General features: G+C 46.9%; 21 protein-coding genes and 1 other annotated feature (1 of these 22 cut by a window edge). Of the genes, 6 read left to right on the top strand and 15 right to left on the bottom strand.

Annotated features, from left to right (window positions below):
• Window positions 1-63 (top strand) — a binding site (T-box leader) (it extends 215 nt beyond the left edge of the window).
• Window positions 64-219: 156 nt separating this feature from the next.
• The gene (gene trpS, locus HPY27_RS15780) at window positions 220-1,206 is read left to right on the top strand and encodes a tryptophan--tRNA ligase (RefSeq protein WP_017247332.1); all 987 of its coding nucleotides are present in this window, start codon (window positions 220-222) and stop codon (window positions 1,204-1,206) included.
• A 60-nt stretch (window positions 1,207-1,266) separates the two neighbouring features.
• Here trpS and HPY27_RS15775 read toward each other — a convergent pair whose 3' ends face one another.
• From HPY27_RS15775 to HPY27_RS15740, 8 genes are all read right to left on the bottom strand, one after another.
• Window positions 1,267-6,744, bottom strand: coding sequence for a chitobiase/beta-hexosaminidase C-terminal domain-containing protein (locus HPY27_RS15775; RefSeq protein ID WP_174225403.1), 5,478 nt, complete (start codon window positions 6,742-6,744; stop codon window positions 1,267-1,269).
• A gap of 171 nt (window positions 6,745-6,915) precedes the next feature.
• Entirely contained in the window at window positions 6,916-7,596 is a 681-nt protein-coding gene (locus HPY27_RS15770) for a queuosine precursor transporter (protein WP_017247334.1), read from the bottom strand.
• 266 nt (window positions 7,597-7,862) lie between these two features.
• A complete protein-coding gene (locus HPY27_RS15765) occupies window positions 7,863-8,459 on the bottom strand; it encodes a TetR/AcrR family transcriptional regulator (RefSeq protein ID WP_017247335.1) in 597 nt (198 codons plus the stop codon).
• A gap of 16 nt (window positions 8,460-8,475) precedes the next feature.
• Window positions 8,476-8,958 (bottom strand): DinB family protein, encoded by a 483-nt coding sequence (locus tag HPY27_RS15760; RefSeq protein WP_017247336.1) that lies wholly within the window; start codon window positions 8,956-8,958, stop codon window positions 8,476-8,478.
• Window positions 8,959-9,059: 101 nt separating this feature from the next.
• On the bottom strand, window positions 9,060-10,652 hold the full coding sequence (locus tag HPY27_RS15755; protein ID WP_174225402.1) for an acetolactate synthase large subunit: 1,593 nt from the start codon (window positions 10,650-10,652) through the stop codon (window positions 9,060-9,062).
• 184 nt (window positions 10,653-10,836) lie between these two features.
• Window positions 10,837-11,721 (bottom strand): alpha/beta fold hydrolase, encoded by an 885-nt coding sequence (locus HPY27_RS15750; protein ID WP_174225401.1) that lies wholly within the window; start codon window positions 11,719-11,721, stop codon window positions 10,837-10,839.
• Between the two features lie 52 nt (window positions 11,722-11,773).
• The gene (locus tag HPY27_RS15745; RefSeq protein WP_106839118.1) at window positions 11,774-12,187 is read right to left on the bottom strand and encodes a nuclear transport factor 2 family protein; all 414 of its coding nucleotides are present in this window, start codon (window positions 12,185-12,187) and stop codon (window positions 11,774-11,776) included.
• Window positions 12,188-12,224: 37 nt separating this feature from the next.
• The gene (locus HPY27_RS15740; RefSeq protein ID WP_017247340.1) at window positions 12,225-12,638 is read right to left on the bottom strand and encodes a nuclear transport factor 2 family protein; all 414 of its coding nucleotides are present in this window, start codon (window positions 12,636-12,638) and stop codon (window positions 12,225-12,227) included.
• Between the two features lie 303 nt (window positions 12,639-12,941).
• Here HPY27_RS15740 and HPY27_RS15735 point away from each other — a divergent pair, with 303 nt between their 5' ends.
• Window positions 12,942-14,012 carry a hypothetical protein gene (locus HPY27_RS15735; protein WP_174225400.1) on the top strand — a complete coding sequence of 357 codons (1,071 nt, stop codon included), beginning with the start codon at window positions 12,942-12,944 and terminating at the stop codon, window positions 14,010-14,012.
• An 83-nt stretch (window positions 14,013-14,095) separates the two neighbouring features.
• Here HPY27_RS15735 and HPY27_RS15730 read toward each other — a convergent pair whose 3' ends face one another.
• Together HPY27_RS15730 and HPY27_RS15725 are read right to left on the bottom strand one after the other, a co-directional pair.
• Complete coding sequence (locus HPY27_RS15730; RefSeq protein WP_174225399.1) at window positions 14,096-14,485, bottom strand: VOC family protein; 390 nt, start codon at window positions 14,483-14,485, stop codon at window positions 14,096-14,098.
• Between the two features lie 111 nt (window positions 14,486-14,596).
• On the bottom strand, window positions 14,597-15,877 hold the full coding sequence (locus HPY27_RS15725) for an NCS2 family permease (protein WP_217438008.1): 1,281 nt from the start codon (window positions 15,875-15,877) through the stop codon (window positions 14,597-14,599).
• A gap of 168 nt (window positions 15,878-16,045) precedes the next feature.
• On the opposite strand from HPY27_RS15725, the gene HPY27_RS15720 reads away from it, so the two are divergent.
• Together HPY27_RS15720 and HPY27_RS15715 are read left to right on the top strand one after the other, a co-directional pair.
• Entirely contained in the window at window positions 16,046-16,918 is an 873-nt protein-coding gene (locus HPY27_RS15720; protein WP_069846187.1) for a LysR family transcriptional regulator, read from the top strand.
• 94 nt (window positions 16,919-17,012) lie between these two features.
• A complete protein-coding gene (locus tag HPY27_RS15715) occupies window positions 17,013-18,536 on the top strand; it encodes a glycine betaine uptake BCCT transporter (protein ID WP_017247345.1) in 1,524 nt (507 codons plus the stop codon).
• Window positions 18,537-18,595: 59 nt separating this feature from the next.
• Here HPY27_RS15715 and HPY27_RS15710 read toward each other — a convergent pair whose 3' ends face one another.
• From HPY27_RS15710 to HPY27_RS15695, 4 genes are all read right to left on the bottom strand, one after another.
• On the bottom strand, window positions 18,596-19,048 hold the full coding sequence (locus tag HPY27_RS15710) for a 2-thiouracil desulfurase family protein (RefSeq protein ID WP_017247346.1): 453 nt from the start codon (window positions 19,046-19,048) through the stop codon (window positions 18,596-18,598).
• A gap of 24 nt (window positions 19,049-19,072) precedes the next feature.
• Window positions 19,073-20,011 (bottom strand): type I pantothenate kinase, encoded by a 939-nt coding sequence (coaA, locus tag HPY27_RS15705; RefSeq protein WP_254612913.1) that lies wholly within the window; start codon window positions 20,009-20,011, stop codon window positions 19,073-19,075.
• A gap of 192 nt (window positions 20,012-20,203) precedes the next feature.
• Entirely contained in the window at window positions 20,204-20,656 is a 453-nt protein-coding gene (locus tag HPY27_RS15700; RefSeq protein ID WP_174225396.1) for a Dps family protein, read from the bottom strand.
• A 188-nt stretch (window positions 20,657-20,844) separates the two neighbouring features.
• Window positions 20,845-21,261 (bottom strand): hypothetical protein, encoded by a 417-nt coding sequence (locus HPY27_RS15695; RefSeq protein WP_174225395.1) that lies wholly within the window; start codon window positions 21,259-21,261, stop codon window positions 20,845-20,847.
• Between the two features lie 255 nt (window positions 21,262-21,516).
• Here HPY27_RS15695 and HPY27_RS15690 point away from each other — a divergent pair, with 255 nt between their 5' ends.
• Window positions 21,517-21,942: a DUF1259 domain-containing protein gene (locus HPY27_RS15690; RefSeq protein ID WP_017247350.1), complete on the top strand. Its 426-nt coding sequence runs from the start codon at window positions 21,517-21,519 to the stop codon at window positions 21,940-21,942.
• A gap of 52 nt (window positions 21,943-21,994) precedes the next feature.
• A complete protein-coding gene (locus HPY27_RS15685) occupies window positions 21,995-22,426 on the top strand; it encodes a DUF1259 domain-containing protein (protein WP_174225394.1) in 432 nt (143 codons plus the stop codon).
• Between the two features lie 175 nt (window positions 22,427-22,601).
• Here the strand turns inward: HPY27_RS15685 and HPY27_RS15680 are convergent, their stop codons facing one another.
• Window positions 22,602-24,218 (bottom strand): GMC family oxidoreductase, encoded by a 1,617-nt coding sequence (locus HPY27_RS15680; RefSeq protein WP_174225393.1) that lies wholly within the window; start codon window positions 24,216-24,218, stop codon window positions 22,602-22,604.
• Window positions 24,219-24,243 lie beyond the last annotated feature (25 nt).

Genomic DNA, 24,243 nt, shown 5'->3' with positions numbered 1-24,243 from the left:
TGCGTATGGATGATTCCGTACGTGAAATAACAAGGGTGGCACCACGGTTCATTCGTCCCTGTCCAGGGCGGATGGACCTTTTTGTATTCTAAAGCGGACATTCAAAAAATCGACTTTTGATCACGAAGTAGTCCTGAAAGCTTATGCGGCATCGAAAAGTCGACTTTTTGAACTCAACTTTCTAAACTCGCATCTAACATTGAAAGGAGCAACTTTCCCATGAAAACCATCTTTTCCGGCATTCAACCGAGCGGCATTATGACACTCGGCAACTACTTGGGCGCAATGAAGCACTTCGTTCCGCTTCAAGATCAGTTCAACTGCTTTTACTGCATCGTAGACCAGCATGCGATCACCGTTCCACAGGAGCCTGCTGTCCTGCGCGAAAACATCCGTCGTCTCGCGGCTCTCTATTTGTCCGTTGGCCTCGATCCGAACAAAATGACGCTGTTCGTCCAATCGGAAGTACCGGCTCATGCCAAGCTCGGCTGGATCATGCTGTGTACCTCTTACTTGGGGGAATTGGAGCGCATGACCCAATTCAAGGACAAATCCGATGGACGCGGCGAATCCATTCCAGGCGGTCTGCTGGCTTATCCTCCATTGATGGCTGCTGATATTTTGCTGTACGGCACTGATTTCGTCCCTGTGGGCGAGGATCAGAAGCAGCATCTGGAGCTGACTCGTGATTTAGCCGCTCGTTTTAACAACCGTTATGGTGACATTTTCACCATTCCAGAAGTTCGCCTGCCGGAGACTGGCGCACGCATCATGTCCCTTGCTGAAGGCACCAAGAAAATGAGTAAATCCGATCCAAACCAAGGCGCCTTCATCTCCATGCTGGATGATGCAGACACCATCACGAAAAAAATCAAGCGCGCGCAAACGGATTCCGACAGCGTTGTGCGTTATGACAAAGCAGAAAAGCCTGCTGTCTCTAACCTCATGACCATCTACTCCCTCTGCTCCGGAAAAACTCTGGATGAGATCGAAGCGATGTACGAGGGTAAGGGTTACGGCGCATTCAAAACCGAGCTGGCAGAAGTTGTCGTAGAAACATTGCGTCCGATTCAAGAACGCTTCGAGCAGCTGTTCCACTCCTCTGAGCTGGATGATATCCTGACTGCCGGGGCAGACAAAGCGAATAAGGTCGCGAACGAGATGCTGTACAAAGTTGAAAAAGTGATGGGGATGGCACGTATCTAATCCATTTCCACAACAAAAAACGGGCTGGGAAGCTATCTCCCAACCCGTTTTTTTCTCTTGCTACTTAACCGTAACGGTTACATTGGCTGTCTTGCCAGCATAGCTGATCGTGATGGTTACTCTCGTCTTTGGTTTGGCATCCTCCAAAACGAGAATCCGACCTGTTTCATCCACCTCTACCTGATCGGGCTTGCTCGATTTGAACTCGATTCCTTTTGCATCCGTAACGTCTTCTTCTGCATCGTTCCCGAGAATAGCTGTAACTTCGAGCTGTGCTTCCTCACCCTGTGCTAGTTTGAGAGACTTCGGTTTGATCTCGATTCTTTTCAGGGCAGTCTCACCAACTACATAAGAGGAAGCCGTCACTACTGTAAAGATCCCTACATCGCCTTCTTTTACCACTTTGACTGGTTTTCCTTTCAGTCCTATAGCTGGCCTCCACATATTACTCCGGTACGAGTAGGCTTGGAGCTTTTCGCTTGCATCTTCAGCGATAGGTAGCCCGAGTGTATAGCCTGTTTTTCCGAGGCTTGTCAGCTTTTTACCCTTGCTCCACGCTTGCAATTGATAAGCTTCACCCGGGTTCGGCACGCCCTTCCAGCCGTTTTCATTTGCTTTTGTCAGGGAGAGGGCAAACTCTCGTGCACGCTCAGCAGCAAAGTATGCACCCGGCACCTCTACCCACGCTTCGCTGTCCAAAGTTACACGGATGCCTACCTCTTTTTTCTTCAATTGTTCAACCAGCTGCTGTTCCAGCGTCACCGTCGGATCAGATTCTTCCTTGCGAGAACGCGTGTCGTTCGCATCGTCATCGCTTTCTTCCACCTGAATGAACAACACCGGAGCAAATCCGATTTTTTCTTTCACGGACTCGATTGCTTTCATGAATTCCCCGAGTATGTCCAGAAGTTCATCTACTTGTTCGTCATCTGCCTTGATCTCATCCCCATCTTCAATGACGACAGTACCAAGCTTTTTCAAAAGCTTTTCCGCCAGTGTACGGACATGCTTGGCTACCTCTTTGGAAATATCCTTTTCATCGAGCGGCTCCAGCGCTGTTTTCGCCAAGCTCGTCAAGGAGGCAAGTGCCAGACGGGCAATCTCTTCATCCTCGATGCCCTCTTCTGTAAGCGGGTCAAATGCTTTGTCCAAAAAGCTCTTGGTCACATCTTGGAGTGCCTCTTCACTGATGGTTCCTCGCTCGGCCTGCTCAGCCACTGCCTCGAGTACAGTCGCGATCGTATCAGTGACTGTCTCCCATTTCTCAGTCGGCGTCCACTGCTGGGCATCTAGAAGTTTTTCCAGATGGCTGAGTACTTGATCCACCTGTCCTAAAATGGCGTTCTCCTCGTTACTTGCGGAGATGACCTGAGCTGCTTGCTTATTCAAATCTCGCTGCGAGTCCGGTGTCGGTGTTCTGTCCGGCGGTGTAACTGGCGGTGGTGAGTCCGGCTTAGCTGGAACCAGCACGGTCAATGCTTTCGTCACTGCTGTCGATTGGTCGGATGTTCGTGTGACCTCCAAAATCAGGTCTACATTCGTCTGGCGATTTGGCGGCGTAATTTTGCCGTCCTGCGCAATAATCGCTGGATCACTAGACGACTTGATCGCGATGGTAAAGCCTGAAGGTACTTCTGGCAGCTTCAAGCGCGTCTCACCCGCTGCTGGCTGTGTGAGCTGCGTGATGCTTTCTGCCACTTCTTGTGCTGTTCTTTCCGGCGTGCCATGATCCTTCAAGTCCAGCTGTACAAGGACAGGATTATGATCACTCACACGTCCCTCTCTCTCAGTCAAGCCAGCGTTGATGTGAACGATATCAACCTTCGTGTCGTCCTCCAAATGGTTGCTAACCAAAATTTGATCCAAGACTTGGGAGTTCCCTTGGTACACGTACGTATACTGCTCACCCTTTGGCAGTGTCTCCACCATATTGGTCAAAACGCCATCTGCCAATTCCTGCACTGGATTCGAAAACGGGAAATCGTTGAGATCACCCAGCACCACAACATTTGCTTTCGCTTCAGCCGCATGGATTTCTTTTACAAAGTTGTTTAACACACGGGCAATTTTCATGCGTTGTACTTCACTCACCAGCTGTGGCGGCTGATCTTTTCCAAACAGCGCTTGATCTCCACCCTTGGAGTTAAAATGGTTGGCAATGACAATGACAGGCTCACCTTGGAAAACGAATTCCGCAGCCAGTGGCTTACGGCTCGAAGCAAACGCATCGTTGGTCGGATCTACCCGCCCTGGATTGAGAGAAAGATGCGCCACGCCATCTCTTTTCTCGATTTGCACCGCATCTGTCGCACTTCCTGGCGTTCCTTCTGCCAGCTGTACCCGTTCTGGATTGTAGAAGAAACCGACACGGATGTTTCCTCCTGGCTGTCCACCATCTTGATTGTTCTGTGGCGCAATATCGGTGTATCGGTAAGTCGGGCCGTTTTTGCTTTCAATTGCTTTGATCAATGCGTCCGCAGACTGTGTAGCATCTGTTTGCCCATTGTCCGTTGGCCCATTATTGTCCTGCATTTCCACCACACCGATGATATCCGGCCCCTTCATGTTGTCCACAATCGTCTCGGCGATGCGATTGATTTTGGCAGAATCGGTATTAGCCGAAAAATTCTCGATGTTGTACGAAGCGACTGTCAGCTTGTCTTCCTTTGGGGAAATACTCGTCACTGGCTGCTCGTAATGGCTTGCCTGTACCGTAAATGGTTTTGTATGGAACAGCTTGTAATTCGCAAAGCTGTAGTCAATGATGCCTAACAGTGGGCCGTCAAATTTGTCGCCGACTTTTACCTCTCCGGCAATCGATTCGAGTTTGTCCGATACCGTGATACGCTCAGGGTGAAAATCATTTGCCGCTAGCACCACCCCACCGGCTGGTGTACGTGGCTGACTCGGATGGGCTTGATCATCGATGACGACAAATTCCGTTGCACGTGGATTGGTAAATGTCTTGGTTTCGCCAACTACGATTGGATTGTCAATCTGCACCAGCATGCCTTCGAGACTTTCCCAGAAGTCTATCCCGTCTTGGTCTGGATCGAATTTGCCGAGACTGTCGTTGTCGATGATTCCTTTCGGATATTCATAGTTGTCCTTGCCCAGGATGAGTGGGTCTGGGAGTGCCTTTCTAGCGCCGATCACAACGTTGGTCGCATCAATTTGCGTCTGCGTGAGGTCTGTACCCGCTCTGTTCGATGGCACGTATTCCTTGACGGTTCCGCTAACGGTTACTTCATCGCCCGGGCTGACCGCTGCTTTTGGCTCATAAACATAAATGCCTTCCGAGGTAAATGGATCTGCGTCCGGCTGCGGGTCTTGCATATAAAAGCCTTGTACATTGCTGCCGCTTCTGACGATAGCCGTTACGATTCCCGGAACATTATTCACTGTTCCATCGGCCATCGATGATCGGTGCGACGTTCCTTGAATGTCATGAATGCGAATGTTTTCTTTTTGAATCATGTAGCGGAAGGTCGCTACATTGCTGTCTGTGTAACCATCCTTGACGGCTATGGCTGAAACGGTCGTATCCGCATCAATCTGGATCGAACCCGTATACTTCTGGCTATCCCTGCTCGGCGTTGAACCATCAATCGTATAGAAGATCGTGGCGTCAGCCATCGTCGTTGAAAGCGTGACTTTTGTTCCCTGTGTCACCATAGAACCTGCTGGACTCGCTGTAACCATAGGGACTTTATTCTCGTCCTCTACGAGATCAGCGGCAGTGCGCGGGACCAGCTTGTATTCATTGCGATCGTAGTTGACCACGCCTGTAATAGCGGCATAGCTCTTGTTCACTGGAAGCGGAAGAGTGGCAGCAGGACGAGACACAAACTTGCCGTGCTGATCCTCCAGCGTATAATTGCCGCTCGTTACTGATTTGACGGTGACTACTTTTACCGTCACCAGCTTACCTTCCAAAGCCTCTCCTGTAGCAGCCGCAAAATCAGTAGAAATCACCAGTTGTGGGTTAGGCACGCCCGCCTGCTTCTGCACGATTTCCACGTTGCTAGTAGCTGCTTCGAGCTGTGCCAGCCCATTATAGTCATTCATTTTTCCGGTAGCGCGAATCTTGTCTCCTACTTCAATTTTGCCAGTCAATCCTGGCGCACGAAGGACGAGTCCCGCCGTATCGTCTTGGAAATAGACGTTGTTTTGTCCGCCCGCCTCAAACATCGCCGTCACCGTTCCGACGACAATCACGTTCGTTCCTACAGGGGTGTTTCTTGCTTCAGCAATCGTCGTCGAACCCAAGGCTGACTTGGTGATGTTGACTTCCTGACTCTCAAACGACTTGCCATATTCCCCAGCTGTTTGCTGCGTTACGAGAATATGATCCAGCTGATCGATGTTTGGAATCGTAAAGGAAAATGACCCGTTTGCCTGTGCGATTCCTGTTTCTTTATTACTAAGCAAAAGCGGTTGTTTTTGCGGATCGTATGCGCGCAGTATCGCATTCCCTGCTGCCGCTCCAGCTTCTCCTCGCAGCTCGCCCACACCATTCACGGCTTGCAGGCTGACTTTTCCCTGGATCAAAGCTGTGCTGGCTACCGCTGGCCTCAGCTCGATGCTCGTGCTCTCTTTCTTACTCCCTTCCGTTGCAGTCAGATAGACTCCCTGCGCATTTGGATCGGGATTGGTAAAAGTCAGCTCGATTAACCCGGAAGCATCCGAATCTTGTTGTGCCAAAGGAGTGTCGCTACCTGTTCCTGTAGGCTGACTCGCATAAACCTTAATAGTCCGCCCTTGACCGACATAGCCGCGAATTGTTGCTTGGATAGGATCAGTATGATCAAAAATAAGTTCTGTAGCGTTCAGCTTTTCGGTCGCATCTGTTGGTAGCGGTGGTTCTACTGGGCTTTGTGCGTTTTTCGGGGTAGGTGCTCCTGTGATAAAATCGTTGCCGTTGTTATTGGTATCCCAGCCATTTCCTCCGTTCGGTACGATACCGCTGGCGTCACTTATGCGTTGGGCGCTGGTCGAGTTTGAAGTAGCTGGTGCAGGAGAGTTGCCCTCATATGCATTTGCTCCTCCGTATCCGACCATATCTACAACACCTGGTTGAGAGGATACACCCGCCCCGGTTAAAGGCGTAGCATGGCTAACCAATGCGACCTTTCCTTGTGCTCCAGCCATTGCAAGCGTTCCCGTAACCTCAGGAGCAGGGAGGTCTGCTACACCGCCCGTTCCTGCTGCTTGCTGAATCAAATAAAAACCATAGGGAGCTATGCTTCCTGTCAAATCGGTCTTGTTCCAGCTGGGTCCAGTAGCAGCAGCATACTGAACAGACCACCCTACAAGTGAAACAGCCGTGTCTGTCGGGTTGTACAGCTCAATGAAATCGTTCTTGTAATGGGCGCCAGAATTTCCCCCACCCCCATACACCTCACTGATCACCACATGATCAGCCCGCGCGGCTTTTGCCTGTGGCATCCACCCGGTCGGTAAAACAGTTCCCATCATGACCGCGGCCATTAGCGCCAGCTTCGGCCATTTGGAAGCATTTCCTCTTTTTTTCAACATTCTTGCATCATTCCTCCTCACATCATTCGGAAGTATCTACTATGAAATGGTAAACGTATAACCTGAACCTTATGTAAATTTGATGTAAAGTTTGTATAATCCTTCTAAACTTGTAAAAACAAAAACCGCCAAGGTCCATCGTCCTTGGCGGTTTTTCTTTGTTTTTGTCAATTAGCTTTCGTCCACTTTCATACTGCGTGCGATATAAAGAACCGGCGTCGAAGCTGCCGATACGACAAACTTGATCAGGTAGGTAGTCAACAGGATTTGCCACCATACGTCCATCGGGAATTCTCCCAAAAAGGCAATCGTACAAAAGGTGACCGAGTCGAGCAATTGACTGAAGAGCGTGCTTCCATTATTGCGAATCCAGAGCTGATTACGGCCTGGACATTTTTTCTTCAGCCACGAATAGATTTTCACGTCGACAAATTGGCTGACAAAATACGCACACAAGCTACCCAATGCCACTCTTGGCATCAAGCCAAAAATCGTCTCTAAGGAACCTTGGGCAATATCTGTTTCCTGTGGTTCAAACACCAGCACGAGCTGCATGATGATCGTTGCCGCAATTAAGGTAAAGAAGCCGAACCATACGGCTTTTTTCGCTTCTCTTTCCCCATACTTCTCGTTCAATAGATCGCTTACCAAATAAATAGAAGCATAAATCGTATTGCCGAGCGTCATGACCAAGCCGAACATCTCGATTGTTTTGACCACCTGGATGTTGGCTAGCACGGTAGCCATCCCGATCCACGCGTACAGTCCCATTCTGCCGAACAGTCGGTAGCAGAGCAGGAACAGCCCGAAGTTCACCAGAGCAAAAAGCACTCCGATCCAAAAATTAAACATATGATTTCCTCCTAGTTTTGATAACGCGGGAGTTTACGAACCGCGGCCCGTTTGAGCATTCAATCATTTTACTTGCATTCTTTTATTTTATCAACAATGAAAAGCCAGAGCAAAAAAACCATCACTAAGGGCGATGGTCTTATCAATGGGTACTATTAGAGGCCAGTATCACAATGCATAGGCCTCTAGTCGATTTCATCCTGAATGCAATGTAAAAACTACCATTTATGGATATGGCATTAATAAAAATCGATGTCCGCCGATTTTTAATGAATACCCTCTTCCACGCCACTTGATGCTTCTTTTAGAAAGATACTTACGAGCTTCTGAGCCGTTTTGCGAGCATGATGAACTGCTTCGTGATTTCCCTCGATCATTGCAGTAACAATGCTGCCTTCTATCAAAAGATACAACGCATTGGCCAGTTCCTCTTCCTCCCGTACTCCAGCTTCTTGAACAAGTTTCTTGATAAAATTTTTTAATAATGATTTATGTCTTAAAGATACTTGATGAAACGAATGAGTAGGTTCATTAAATTCTGCAGCCGTATTTATGAAGGAACACCCACGAAAGTCAGGTTGCAAGAACCACTCTTCTAATGTATCAAATAGAGCAACCAAACGCTCCGACGGGGTAACTTCCTTCTTATAAACTGTGGTTTCGAACCAGTTTCTCCAAAGGGAATCTCTTGTCTCAAGATAAGCTATCACCAAATGCTCTTTAGTAGGAAAGTTGTTATACAGCGTCATTTTGGCTACTCCGGATTCTGCTACAACTTGATCGACCCCCGTAGCAGTAATTCCTTGTTTATAAAACAAGGATGAGGCAACATCCAGTATTTGCTCTTTTTTTCTTTGTCTCATGCCTTCTCCTCCTCTATTAATGAACGCGAAGGTTGGCGATTAATTTCCCAATATTTTTGATCGTTGCAAAGTGCATTGCCTCATGGTATAGGGAAAAGCCAAGTAATTGCTCAACTGTTGTGAAAGAAAGTCCAGTAGATGATTTATAGGAAGGCTCTACCGCTTCTTTCAAATTGTTCGAAAGTGTCGATTCGATCCTTAGCATTTGCGCCGTCAATAGTTCAATCAGCTCTGACAATGCTGGAGGTTTAATATCCCAGTTAGAAGGCTGAGTTCCTGGGTCAAATAAAGTCTTGAAATTCGAGGGCATTTGAACTTCTTTTCCAGAAAGTTGAAAAGCGAATTTTTCTTGAACGACATATATGTGTCCCAAATTCCATTTTATGCTATTTTTCAACCCAACAGGAATGATTTCAGCATCGCGGTCATTCATTTCTCTCACATAATTAATCGTTTGACGTCGAGCAAATCCTAATTGTTCTAAAATGAAGTCACTCATTATTTGGTCCCCCCTCATCCTTCTGTCTCCTCGCCATTACTATACAGACAAGTATATATAATTTCAAATTTAATTTTTCGGCTTTTTTTCTGCGAATAACGTTATTTTATCTCTCTAATTGGGTTCCTTATAACGATCTCCATTAAATTCAGTTCTCCACTATCTACTGCCTCTGTAAGAGCTTGAGGAAACTCCTCTGTATTTGTAACACGTCTGTACGCAACTCCAAAGCTTTGGGCAAAAAGGTTAAAATCCGGATTGGTAAAAGAAATCTGTGTAACCGCTAGATTGGCATTGCACTGGTGCTTCTCTATCAAGCTATACCGCTGGTCATTAAAGATGATGATAGTAAAGCTCAGACCCAAGCGCTTTGCGGTCTCGAGCTCCTGAGCATTCATTAGAAAGCCACCGTCTCCCGTTATGATAACCACAGGACAGTTTGGCTTGACCAAGCAGCTTGCCAAAGCGCCAGGCAGCGATGCTCCCATTGATGCAAGACCGTTGAAAATAATCGTTTGCCCTGGAAGTTCTGGCTGGTACCAGAATGATACCCAAATCTTATGCAAGCCGACATCAGAAATCACGATGCTTTCCTTCGGCAGCTTTTTGCTTAAGGTCCACATCACCTTGTGAGGCAGATCCTGTTCTGATGGGATGGCCCGCAACTTCTTCATTCTACGTACACGAATCTTCTCATAGTCTACAGGTTCGGGCCTCCGATTTAACAGGTTCGATAATGCCTTAATCGTTTCTCGCAAATCACCCACAAGGTCTAATTCAACGGGAAAATGAGCATCAGTTTCAGCGTAGGTGGTATTAATACTCAGTACTTTACGCGATTTATCCTCGTTCCAGAATTTCGAATCAAATTCAACAAAATCAAATCCAATGGCGATTACCAAATCTGCTTCATGCAGAGGAAGCAAACCATCAGGATCGAAACTTCCGCCGACTGTGAACAAATTAAGCGGGTGATCGAAAGGCAGAAAACCTTTGGCCATAAAAGTATTGACCAATGGCAAATTCGCTTTCTCTACTAATTGTCGAATTTCTTTCCAAGCTCGACTACGAACCGCACCGTTGCCTACTAGGATGATTGGTCTCTTTGCCTCCATGATTAACTGTGCGGCTGTGTGCAGCGAGGACTTGTCGGGACAAACTTTTGCTTTTCTTCCAATGGGAAGTGGTGAGCCGACTACCGTATCCCGAGCAACATCTACAGGCAGCTGCAGATGCACAGCGCCAAAACTGTCGGTTGTTGCCAGAGCAAACGCCTTACGGATGATCTCTGGAATTGTGTGCGCGGATGAAATCTGCTGATTGTATTTTGTAATTCCTTTGAATAATTGTATCGTATCTATATTTTGATGTGATTCTTTGTGCAGCTGGCTACGATCTGTCTGACCAGTAATGGCAATCAATGGCGAGCGGTCCAAGTGAGCATTAGCCACACCTGTAATCAGGTTCGTCGCGCCAGGCCCCAACGTAGCGAGACACACGCCGGGTTTTCCCGTGAGTCGACCATACACATCTGCCATAAAGGCTGCCCCTTGTTCGTGCCGCGTAACTACAAATTGAATCGATGACCGCGATAAGGAGTCGATAAGATCAATAGTCTCTTCACCCGGGATGCCGAAAATGTACTCAACTCCCTCAGCCTCCAGACATTGCACCACAAGGTCGCTCGCTTTCATATGGCTCCTCCATTATTAGTCTTTTGGTGGATTACATCTATTTTTCGTATGCAAAGTCCAATTTTATTCATTTGTTGATCCAACTGGAGTATACGTGTTATTCATGATCTATAAAAATCTTTGAACGGACCCGCAAGAGAGCCAGTTTTTCAAAGAGCCCATCCCACGGGTCACCGTTCAGCTGTTATTGCACGCCGTTTTCCAATTCCTTTATTCGCTCACCTAAAAATCGCTTAATTAACGCTACGCTGATTTCCAAATCCTCTTCCAAAGGAAAATGACCCGTATTGAGCAGATGAACATCAACATCTTTTAAGTCCTTTTGGTAAGCCAACGCCCCATCCGGACCAAAGAACATATCATTTTTTCCCCAAGCAACCAATGTCGGAGGCTGGTAGGTCCGGAAATACTCATGCCAACTCGGATATTGTTTCAAATTGTTTTGATAATCATAGAGCAGGGCAAGCTGGATCTCACTATTCCCAGGTCGCTCCAGCACATATTGGTCCAAATTCCAACTGTCTGGGCTGATTTTTTCCGGGTTGCGTGTCCCGTTTACATACTGCTGTTTTGTGAACTCAGGTTTCAGCAGACCTAAAACATTGTTGATAGAGGCATCATCAGCTGGATTTTCCCAATAAGTCCGTACGGGAGCCCACGAGGATAGCAAGCCTTCTTCGTATGCATTTCCGTTTTGAGAGATAATGGCTTGGACTCGTTCTGGATGTTTGATAGCCAATCTGAATCCGACTGGCGCCCCATAATCGTGGACATAAATGCTGTATTTCTTCAATTGGAGCTGCTCGACAAATGCGTCCATAACATCCGCCAAATTGTCGAAGGTATAGGCAAAGTCGGCCATAGAAGGCTGATCACTGTTACCGAAACCAGGATAGTCAGGTGCAATGATATGGTATTCATTAGAGAGCTCGGCAATTAAGTTGCGGTACATGTGAGAAGAAGATGGAAACCCATGGAGCAACAAAATGGTCGGATTCTCTTGATTCCCAGCCTCCCGATAAAAAATGGCGAGACCGTCCACAATTTCTGTTTTGTAATATACTGTCATCGTTTTCACCTCATTTCCGGTGGTTTAGGAACACGCTGCTATTTCCCGAGGATTATTTGTAACGCCGATCATTTTCGTTTATCGGATAATCATTTCCACTCATATCCCGTCTTCTCATAAGACCGTCTTCGTCATACTCCCAAAGCTCATTCCCATGGCATCTCATCCATTGACCAGTTTCTGCATCACGGTACTCATACTCAAAACGAACCGCAATCCGGTTGTCCGTGTAGCACCAAAGCTCTTTCATGAGTTTATAGTCCTGCTCCCTTGCCCATTTCTTCGTCAAAAAAGCTTTAATATTCTCGCGACCTGTAAAAAACTCTGTGCGGTTGCGCCAGTTGGAGTTAACGGTATACCCTAGTGACACGCGTTCCGGATCGCGAGAGTTCCAAGCATCTTCGGCAAATTTTACTTTTGCCAACGCGGATTCAAGTGTGAACGGTGGTCGAATGTCTTTACTCATTTTTTATCATCCTTTTTCTTTTTTATAGTTCAAACCATTATTTGAATTTACGATCCGCCTCTTTGATAGGAAAATCATTCCCCGTCATATCCCGTCTCTTCATGAGGCCATCCTCGGCAAACTCCCAGTATTCATTTCCATGGCATCGCATCCACTGACCTGTATTTGCATCACGATATTCGTACTCAAAACGCACTGCAATCCGATTGTCCGTGTAGCACCAAAGTTCCTTCTCAAGTTTGTAGTCCAGCTCTCTAGCCCACTTATTTGTCAAAAATGTCTTGATAGCCTCTCGGCCGGTAAAGAATTCTGTGCGATTATGCCAATTGGAATCAACGGAGTATCCCAAAGATACCCGCTCCGGATTGCGAGAATTCCAAGCATCCTCAGCAAACTGCACTTTTGCCAATGCAGACTCCTTTGTAAACGGTGGTCGAATGTCTTTGCTCATGGTCGATCTTCCCTTCGTTTGTTGAATATTGGTGGGGGAGCATCCGCTCTCCTTGGACTTAGTATACAGACAGGTCTGTCTAAAATCAAATATATTTTCTCGGTCATTAATCCTAGAAGCGAGCAACCTCCTAGCCCACTAACATTTACCTGTTACTGATTTGTAGGATTTATGTCGATAGTCTGTAACCAATGCATCCACACTATCGTACATAATGAACGTGTAGCAAGGACAAGCACTAGATACAGCACACTACACATTACATCATGATCAGTCAGCAAGACTGGGGAGGAGATTCATCACATGAAACACTTGAAACACTTGAACAAACTCGTAACAGGAACTGTACTTACTTCCGTACTTTTCACTGGAGGGTATGCAATTACAGCAGATGCAAGCAACACAACTGCTACACCAAAAGGCTTGCAAGAGATTACGAAAAAAACAGCAGACGTAACGGGTGACAAGACCGCAGACACAGTCGTTCTGTACGGGAAAAAAGAGAAAAACAGCCCATACGTGAAGGACCTCACTATCAAAGTAACAGATGGCAAAACGAAGAAATCTTTTAACATCGACGTGAAGGACGACGGCTACGAGCCGAAGCTCTCCGTTCAAGATTTCACTTACGATAAAAAAGGCGAGATCATGGTTACTGCAAGCACTGGCGGAAGCGGTGGCTACACAACCAATCACATCTACAACATTAAGGATGGAAAAGCGAAAGAACTCGGCCTGCCAGGTCTGGATAAAAACAAAGCAGGTGTAGTCGGAGCGGACTTCGTAGAACTGAAACCAATCGATCTCAACAAAAATGGTCTCTACGTACTGGAAGGCACAGAGCGTCTGACTGGTGATTACAATGCAGATGTTCGCGGCTACCTCAAATCCAAATGGAAATGGAACCAAACCAAATGGGAATTGATGAGTGCTAACTTCGAACCAGCTGTAAAACCTCTCGAAGTCTACCATGATACTTTCAAAAGCCAAGACTCTGCCTTTGCTTTTAAAGGTCCAAAATCTTGGAACGGCAACATCTTAGTTGAAGAAAAAACTGGCCCAAATGCAGACGAATACTTGCCAGAAGCAAAGAGTGTAACCCGCTTCATCTTCAATGCTGAGAAAGCCGAAGATCGTACACCTGTTGTGGTTATCACCGCGTTTGACCTGAAGGACTGGAAGAAATTGAACAACCCGGACGAGCCACCAGTCGGCTACGAAATTGCACGTAACCAAGCAACCAACACGGTATATGTAGCAAGCTTGCCACAAGACACAGTATTTGACCCAGCAAGCAAAGAAGGGAAGAAATTCATCCCTCTGATGATGTCTCTGGACCAAGTAAAACAAGCGTTTACGTTTGTAAAACGATAATCTATCCACATCTCTCCACAAAAAGTCCCTTTGCCGCTCTCATTGGCAAGGGACTTTTTCATTGTTTTTGAGGTTTTACTTTACTATAGCTTCGCAAGCCTTTTTAACTTTTCCTCTTTTTCAGTAGGATCCAAGTACTCGAAAAGACCAATGCGATTCCCCCATGGATCGGCAAACGTCCCCCACTTGACCGGTACTTCTTCCCGTTGGAAAATTTCAAACGGTTCGATTTGCAGCTCTTTAATCAGTCTTTCTCTTTCCGTCTCGATATCGACCAAGGCAAATCGCATGGGACCGCTTCCTTCCGCTGGCGTCCCCTCTGCCAGCTGCAGCCAACAACCAGGCAGGACTTCCCACTCAGCAAATCCTTCATGAGGAACAAAATCCGGCTCTCTTTGCAAAAAGCTCTGGTACCAGGCTAGTCCTTTGGCGAAATCAGTAGTACGTAATTGAAACGTCATTTCATGGATCATGGAAGAGCCTCCTGTTCTATAACCTTCCATCCATTATTTCACATTGCTTGCATCACTTTCTAGAGAACAGAACAAAAAACCCCCGACCGAAGTCGAGGGAAAACTACTCTTTTATGCGAATATCGGCAGCATGAGATTCAGCAAGAACAATCCCGCGATAACGTACATGAGTGCAGGCACTTCGCGTCGTTTGCCCAATGCGAGCTTCATGAGCGGATACGCCACGAAGCCAAACGCAATTCCATCTACTATGCTGTAGGACAACGGGATAATCACGATGATCAAAAAGGCAGGGAAGCCTTCCGAGAAGTCCTTCAGATTGATATTCTGTACATTTTGCAGCATCAGTGCGCCGATGATGATGAGCACTGGCGCAATGGCTCCATCCGGAATCATTTTAATGACAGGCAGCAAACCGAGCGAGAGCAAGAATAAGGTGCCTGTTACAAGTGCGGTCAGCCCCGTCCGTCCTCCTGCTGCGATTCCTGCCGCGGTCTCCACCGTCGAAACTGTCGGACTGGTTCCCAAAATGCCAGAGATGACAGCCGACAACGCATTCGCTTGCAGCGAACGGCCGAACTTCTGCGGCTGTCCAAGCATCGAGGTATGCCCATGAATCAAACCAATATTTTCAAAAACGATGACCATCGCCAATGAGAAGGTCGCGATCCAAAATGGCAACGCCCAAATAGCAGAAAAGGAAAAACCCGCAAATACGCTTCCGTAATCCGCGAACGAAAACGTTCCTCCCCCTCCTGGCTCGACAATCCCGAACAAAAAGCCAAGTCCTGTACCAACCGCAATTCCGATCAAGAAGTTGCCTGGCACATTGCGAACAAACAAAATCAACGTAACAATCAAAGTAATCAGCGTGACGATCACATGCGGGCTGGACAAGTCACCCAGCGCAACAAATGTAGACGGATTCATGACGATCAGCCCGCCTTTTTGCAGACCGATGAAGGTCAAGAACAACCCAATCCCTACGGTAATCGCTTCTTTTAGCGAAGAGGGAATCGCATTGGACAATATCGTTGCGGCCTTGGTAAAGGCAATCACAGTAAAAATCAGACCAGAAACAAAAACAGCAGCCAATGCTTCCTGCCAAGTAAGGCCCATCGATTGGCATAACGTATACGTAAAAAGGGCATTGATTCCCATACCGGGAACCAGAATAATAGGAGCATTTGCCCAAAAGGCCATAAGAAGTGACCCGATAAATGCCGTCAATACAGTCGCCAGAATGCCTGCTTCCATCGGTATTCCAGCATCATTTAAAATCGAAGCGTTTACGGCAACAATGTAGACAATGGTGACAAAGCCAATGAATCCGGCGATGAATTCCCTTTGAAACGTCGTGTCGTAAGCGCGCAAGTGAAATAGCTTTTCCATCCACGTACGCACGGATTTCCCCTTCTTTCCTTTATGTCTTTTCCATGAAGTGAAGATTCACAGAAAACATGCTATCATAGCTTCATCAATATGAAAAATATCCATAAAATCTAATTTTCATATCGTTTTCATATGGATCCATTCTCGTAAGGAAAGAAGGCATTGCGCGTGGATATTCGGCAACTGCGTTACTTTATCGCCATAGCAGAGGAAGGTCAGATAACAGGAGCGGCTAAAAGACTGAATATGGCCCAGCCGCCTTTGAGTCAGCAACTGAAACAAATGGAGGAAGAGCTCGGGGTCATGCTCATTGAACGCTCGGGCAAACAAATGGTCCTGACAGAAGCAGGCGTCACCCTCTATAAGCAGGCGCTCAATATCGTTCATCAAATGGAGGAAGCTCTCTCCGAGGTCAAAGAAACAGGCGAAGGCATTCGGGGGACGTTGTCCATCGGTGTCAGTGCACTGTCGGCCTATCGCCTGCCAGAACAAATTCGTGTGTTTCAGCAAAAATATCCGCTCATTACGTATAAAATCTGGAAAGGCGATACGCAGCTCCTCAATCAGTGGCTGGAGCGCAGAACCATAGAAGTCGCTATCGTACGCCTCCCCCACTCCTTGAACAACTGCACCATGATTCCGTTGGAGGAAGAGGATTTTGTGCTCATTGTTCCTGCCACCTCCCCCTATGCCGATCGCAAGGAAATCGAAATGCGCGAGATCGCCGAGCTTCCACTCATCATGCCGAGCACACCAGGATTGGGCATCTACGACTTGATTATCAAGGAATTCTCCCGTCTAGGCGTGGAACCGCACGTGATCTGCGAGTGCCCGGACATCTCTCTCATCGTCAGCATGGTCGCCTCCTCGGTCGGTTCCTCCATCGTCCCTATCTCGGCATGGGAAACTCATCAGAGCGAACAAATTCGCGGGATTCGACTCTCCGGAACTTCCATTTATTCCTCCGCTGCTGTCGTCTGGCAGTCTGGACGTCATCTGTCCAAAGCGGCGAATCGGTTTATCGAGACGTTTTCATCGTAACTCCATTCAGGGGCGGTCACATCCGGAATAATCTTGGAAATCCCGCGGGATGATAAACTATTACCATTTCTTGTAGATTCCCGGGAGGATAAAGATGACTTTCCTGATATCCTTGGTCATTGTATTTGTCATTGTGCTGTTCGGCGCGATTTCTCCTGAGCTTTTCGCCTCTGCGGCTTCCCATGTACTGAAAGTGACCACGACGAATTTTGGCTGGTTTTATTTAATCGTGACTTTCGGTTTTCTGATCTTTTGTATCTTTCTTGCCTTTAGCAGATACGGACAAATCCCTTTGGGGAGCGACGATGACGAGCCGGAATATTCGCTCCCCACCTGGTTTGCTATGTTGTTTTCTGCTGGGATGGGAATTGGTCTTGTCTTTTGGGGAGTGGCGGAGCCCGTCTCTCATTACTTCTCTCCACCAGCAGGTGTGACTGGACAAACGACCGAAGCCGCACAAACCGCTCTGCGTTATGCATTTTTTCACTGGGGCCTGCATCCTTGGGGGATCTACGCTCTCATCGCTCTCGCTCTCGCATATTTTCAATTTCGCAAAGGAGCGAAGGGCTTGATCTCCTCCACCTTTGGCCCGCTGCTCGGTGAGCGCATACATGGACCGCTCGGAAAAGGGATCGATATTTTGGCTGTCATCGCCACGGCATTCGGTGTCGCAACCTCACTTGGCCTCGGAACTCTGCAAATAAACGGAGGTTTGTCTCACCTCTTTGGATTGCCGTCCAACACCACCGTGCAAATCGTGATCATTTCCATTATTACAGTGCTATTTCTGCTCTCGGCTACGACAGGACTGGATCGGGGAATCAAGTATTTGAGCAATACGAACCTGGTATTGGCCTTGTTGCTCCTCCTGCTGACGCTCGTATTGGGACCAACCTCGTTTATTTTTGACGCCTTCACCAGCACGCTCGGCAGTTATTTGAACAATCTCATCTCGATGAGCTTGCGGCTGACCCCTTTTACACAAGGGACATGGGTAGCCAACTGGACGCTGTTTTACTGGTCGTGGTGGATTGCCTGGGCGCCGTTCGTCGGCATGTTTATCGCACGCGTCTCCAAAGGGCGCACGATCAAGGAATTCGTCATTTGCGTGATGCTCGTTCCGAGTTTGTTGAGCTTCATCTGGTTTTCGGTGTTTGGTGGGACTGCGCTTCACCTCGAAATTTTTGATCAAGCGCCTATAGGGGCAGCGGTACAACGTGACATCTCGACTGCGCTATTCCTCGCACTGGAGCAGTTGCCTATGGGATACATTCTCGCTGTCGTTGCGGTTCTGTTGATCATCACGTTTTTTATCACATCGGCGGATTCAGCTATTTTCGTGCTCGGCATGCTGTCTTCTGATGGCAACCTGGACCCGTCGAATCGGGTAAAAATCACCTGGGGCATCCTCCAATCCGCAATCGCCATCGTTCTTTTGTTAAGCGGCGGCTTAGAAGGCCTGCAAACAGCCTCCATTGTGGCAGCGCTGCCTTTTACCGTCATCATGGTCCTGATGTGCTTTTCCCTTGTACTGGCACTGAAGGAAGAAGACCGCATTGCGAAGAAGAAACGGAAAGAACAGCAGAAGAAGCTGGAGAGGTTGTTAAAGGAGTTGTAAAACGTAGTTACGAAAAGAGGGACGTAAAAAGAGGGACGCTTCCATCGCGTCCCCCCTTTTTATTCATTGGATACTGTTGATTCAGAGATTACCTCAATCCCATTTCTGCGAAACAGCGCCGCCGTCAGCCCGACACCCGGCACTTTTTTCCCGGAAAAGCTGCCATCGTAAACGAAGGAGCTTCCACAGGACGGACTGTTTTCTTTCAAGATGGCAGATGTGGCTCCAACCGTTTTCGCCAGCTTCAGCGCTTGGTTCGCCCCCATCAAAAATTCCTCGGTGACGTCTCGGCCAGTGTTGTCTATGATGCGTGCTTTGCCATCCAGAACATCTTCTCCAGTCCCCCCGATGATTTCTGCTGGCGGTCGTGGTGTTGGCAAGCCTCCCAGCTGTTCAGGACAGACGGGTATAGCCTTTCCTTCCCGGAGCAATTGCTCCAGCTCTTGGTCTAAGCATGACTTCTGATCGTAACGGCATTCACAGCCGATCAAACAGGCACTAATCACTTTCATGACAACCGTCTCCCACCTTTTTATCTACAGCTTGCGCAGCTTCACGCTTTGTATCATATGATCCTGCCCCTTGTCCAAAATCAATTGAGCGCGAACACGCGTCGGCAAAATGTTTTGGCGCAGGTTGGCTCCGTTAATCTCCTTCCAAATACCGGTGGCTACCTCAGTCGCCTCCTCGTCAGACAGACTCGCGTAACGCTTGAAATACGAGGATGGGTCGGAGAACGCGGTCTGACGCAACAGCTTGAACCGCTCTACATACCATTTCAGGATGTGCTTCTCTTCCGCGTGCACGTAGATCGTGAAGTCAAAGAAATCAGAAACAATGACCTCGGAAATACGAGCATCGTTTTCGTCACCTATAGGCGGTTGCAGCACATTCAAGCCTTCGACAATCAAAATGTCAGGCTGTCTGACGGTCTGCCATTCATCTGGTACGATGTCATACACAAGGTGGGAATAAACAGGCGCTTTCACTTCAGGCAAACCCGATTTTACATCGGATAAAAAATTGATAAAGCGCCGCAAATCATAGCTCTCTGGGAATCCCTTGCGCTTCATGATTCCTCTATCTTCTAGAACCTTGTTCGGATACAGGAATCCATCTGTCGTTACCAAATCGACCTTCGGATGATTCGGCCAGCGAGACAGCAGCGTCTGCAAAATGCGAGCTGTTGTGCTTTTGCCTACAGCCACACTACCTGCAATACCGATAATGAATGGAACCTTACCATCCTGGTTCCCTAAAAAAGTGTGAGTCGCCTGGTACAGCTCCTGCGTGCCCCCGACATACAAATTCAGCAGACGGGACAACGGCAAGTAAATGTCGGAGACTTCCGTCATGGACATTTTCTCGTTCAAGCCCTGCAAAAGGGAAAGCTCGTTATCAGATATGGTCAACGGCGTGGAAGCCCGCAGAGCACTCCACTGCTCGCGATTAAATGTAACATAGGGTGATGCCATGGGAATGTACATCCTTTCCATCATGAAAGTGCTTTCTCTATTTCACACAAGGTTAGTTTACACCAGCATGTCTTTCTTGGGAACAAGGGGGTTGTCCCAAATCAGACTAGCCCTGCACTTTTGCCTTCATGAGCACATAGAAAAAAAGCCGATACCCCATGGCATCAGCTTTGCTAGCAAAAGAATTTATCCTTATTTTCCCAAGTGGGCTTGCAGCATCCACACATGCTTTTGCAAGCTGTCCATGATCCCCAGGAACATATCCCCAGTCGCTTCATCGTCCCCTGCTTCCGCGGCTGTAATGCCCTCTTGGAGCTCCTTAATCAGAAGTGTAAAATCACTCACGACCGCTTCAACCATTTGATCCGCAGACTCTCCACCTGTCGCTTCCTTAATGGAAGCCTGCTCCAAACAGTCCTTCAACGTCGAAACAGGCTTGCCCCCAACCGTTAACAGCCGCTCCGCCAGCTCATCTACATTTTTGGCTGCCTCGATGTATAGCTCCTCAAATTTTTCATGCAGGGTAAAAAAATTCGGGCCTTTGACAAACCAGTGATAATGATGCAGTTTCATATACAGCACAGACCAGTTGGCAACCTGTTTATTAAGTACGTCGGTCACGGGCCGACTCATTGTCATACTCATCCGGACGCTCCACCTCTCATGGTATAGATATAGCGTTTGTAGTATGTGGTGGATCGAAGGTTCCTATTCTTTTCATGTCAGTCCATCTTTTCTACAGGCCGGACGAAGCAGAGCGCGAAAATCTATTATTGTTCATGAGTCACTTCTCCATCCTATTGCGATTTAGCAGATCAATAAATGAAGCTAACTTAGCCATGTATTTTCACAAGAAAATCCTCTAATACTCTCCTAGTCGCAACGCCAGCTCTGGGAAGCAATTCATTTACGCGAACGAGCATGGCAGGATTGTCACGTATCATTTGTTTCCCTTCTAGAGTCGTAAAGCTTCTCAACGTATCTACACAGGTCACGAAAAGTTCCTCATCATCCGTATCCAGCAACGATAGTAGAATATTTAGTTCATGCTCGTTACAACAGCTGTCCATACAGTACGCGAGTCTTCGCTGCCATTCTAACGGTTTCATCAGCACATGACTGGACAGGTCTTCCCAATCCTTTTGGCTGAACTTCGCTAGCATGTCAGACGCTATTATGCAGCCATAGTCATACCAATAATCAACAGTATTTTGGCTGCCTGTTATGAAAACATCTAATTCTTTGTACATGCTGGTCACCTCCATTCAATATTCAAGTTTTACGTAATCAACGATGATTGTCTCACTCCCAAACAATACTGCATCGTCATGATATTTATCCGATAAACCCCTCTACGAGAAAATCTTCAGAAGTGTGCTATGGGAAAATAAATAGAACCTAGAATGAAATCTGTATCTTTTTCATGTAAAAAAGCCACAGATTACTCATTTCCCTTTTTTCTGTCAATCATAAGATATTTCTAGATTGACAAAAGGAGGATTACTATGGCGAATAAAGCAAAAGCGAAGGTTAGCCCCCAATTTAAAAGGCTCTGTGCCCGATTTGGAAGAATATTAGGGGGCGAGTCGGAAGTTGAAAATGGGCCGGTTTGTTTTGTCATGCGGCTTGCAAATCTTCGAGAAACCATCTTGGGAAGACGAACGCTTTCCCCTTTAGTTCGAGCTCAAATGTTTTCGTTTGAATCCCTTGATAGGTCGGGTCGTGCCCTTTGTTTGGGCGAGACTGCCGTTCACCAAAATCAGGTGAACCGCTTGATGTCGAATCTCCGCAAACGTGGGATTAAAGTGACGGCACTTCACAACCACTGGCTAAAAGAAAACCCGCGCTTAATGTATATGCATTGGGAAGCGATAGAAAATCCGATCGTATTCGCCAGGAAAACCAAAGAGTCCATCGCATTCCTGGGTTAACATGGTGGAGCCATGAAGTTTTCATTTCATCATAATCGAAAGGATGACGGATATGGGCAAAATAAAGGCAAAAGCAAAGGCAAGTCCCCAGTTTAGAAGACTGTGTAACCGATTTTCTGCCATTTTAGGTGGAACAGAGCATGAAATTACGAGAGGTCCCGTTTGTTTCGTCTCCAGAAATAGAATATTCAATGCGTCCATATTAGGCAGAAGAACCACATCCCCATTGGTCCGTTATCAACTGTTCTCGTTCGAATCCTTAAACAGTTCAGGACGTGCCCTATGTTTAGGGGAAACGGCTCTCTTCCAAAACCAGGTAAACCGTTTGTTGTCAAACCTTCGCAAAAACGGGATAAAGGTAACAGCAGTCCATAATCACTGGCTCTTTGACAACCCGCGTCTTATGTATATTCATTGGGAGTCGATTGATAATCCCATTGCATTCGCCAGGAAAGTGAAGCGTTCTATTGCCTTTTTGGGTTAATCAACCAATAACAGAATACAGCGGCATCTAAAGACGCGATACTATCGTCCTAGATTTTCGCTGTAGCTACAAACCAAAAACCCGAGATTTCGTACAACGGCAATCCATGAATAATATCCCCTGAATCTCCCTACAATTGCGGATTCACGGGATATTACTATTTTCATTACTAATTTCACTTTTTCATATTATCTCGCGAGTTTTGTTTCAAGAGCTGCTGCGCAATTGTATTTCCAATAAGGTAGGCTGGTGCAGACGTGTTGCCATCCACCGTGAATGGAATAATCGAATCATCAGCAACAATTAAGTCTTTTACTCCATGGACTTGACCTTGGCTATCCACCACTCCCCCCTTGCTAAGAGGCGCCATGCGAAGCGCACCTTGTTCATGATGATTATGGTCAAAATTATTTTTGATGAACTCTTCAAGCTTGCGATTATTGTTGATGATGTCTAGAGCTGGTGAAATAAGCCGGTATGATCGATCGATCGCGGTTAATTGTGCGGCTATTTTCTTGATATATACCTTATAGCAGTTTTTAACTGCTTCAAGATCTGCGGGATTATTGAGATATCCTTCATCAGCCAGCACAATTTTCAACGGATCATTACTTTGTATACTTATGGAACCACGGCTCTTTGGTTTTAGGAAAAGGATAGCTATCGTCAGTTTCCCTTTTGAGCCGATTCCAATCAGTTGGACTGCACGACGAGTTTTGTTTGAGCCTGGAGTGGGATCTGGCAAAAAGGCGCCACCTGAAAAAAGCGCATTTGGATCATCATCAGGCAATGGGTTATCTTTCGGATTGGCACTAAACTCAGCAAAGTTGAGCGTGTGGTTTCTAAGGCCTTTGCCAACGTGGGAGTTGGCGAAAACAACTGGGATTCCTTCGTCCTTAAGCATTTTGGCGGGACCGATTCCAGAAAGCATTAAAAGCTGAGAACTATGGATGCCTGCTGAGATGATTACTTTTTTCCGAGAGTAGGCTCGCACGCGTTTACCCTCTTTGAGAAATTCAACGCCAATTGCTCGCTTATTCTTAAATAATACCCGAAGAGCTGTTGATTTAAAGAAAACTTGCAGCTTTCGACCATTGACTCCTTGACCAGCAGTAGTCATGATATCTGATGATAGAAAAGCGGTGGAAGCACTTTCTCTCCGTCCATTGGGTTGCTGAAATAATTGCCAACGCGTAAAGGGTCCAAGGGGAGTTTTCGGGTCATTGTAATCGAGAATTTTTCGAAATCCTGTTGCTTTCTCGATGGCTGACACTAACTTTTTGGACTTTGGTGTTGGATTTTCAGGTGCTTGCCGAATGTCGATCCTTCCCTTATAACCATGAACCTCTTTATTGTTTGTCTTCCCATTGTAATTCTCCATTTTTCGGAAATTATGAAGTGCATTCTTTGGTGACCAAAGAGGTCCCAACAGCTTCTCCCATTGTTGAAAAACTGCTGAGGTAGGTCTTACATACTGCTGTGTGTTAATAGAAGAGCCTCCACCCAATAATCGACCCGTCGTCCATTCAAAACTTCGTTCATTTACTTTTTCCTGGGGTACTCCTTCTCCTTGCCAAAAATATTGAGGAAGATACAGCTCCTCCAGCTCTAAGGCAAACGTTGAGTTGCTAATTGGCGTGTCCCTATCATTATTTTCTCCTGATTCCAATACGAGAACGGATGTTTTTTTATCGTCTGTTAGTTTCTTTGCAATAACAGAACCTGCTGGACCGGTGCCTACAACAATATAGTCAAAAATGATTTTCTTATCTTTCTGTTTACCTTCGCTCATTCGCTACTCCCCTACATGTACAGTT

Source organism: Brevibacillus sp. HB1.1 (assembly GCF_013332445.1).
GTDB lineage: Bacteria > Bacillota > Bacilli > Brevibacillales > Brevibacillaceae > Brevibacillus > Brevibacillus porteri.
This window is presented reverse-complemented; position numbering and strand designations above follow the sequence as displayed.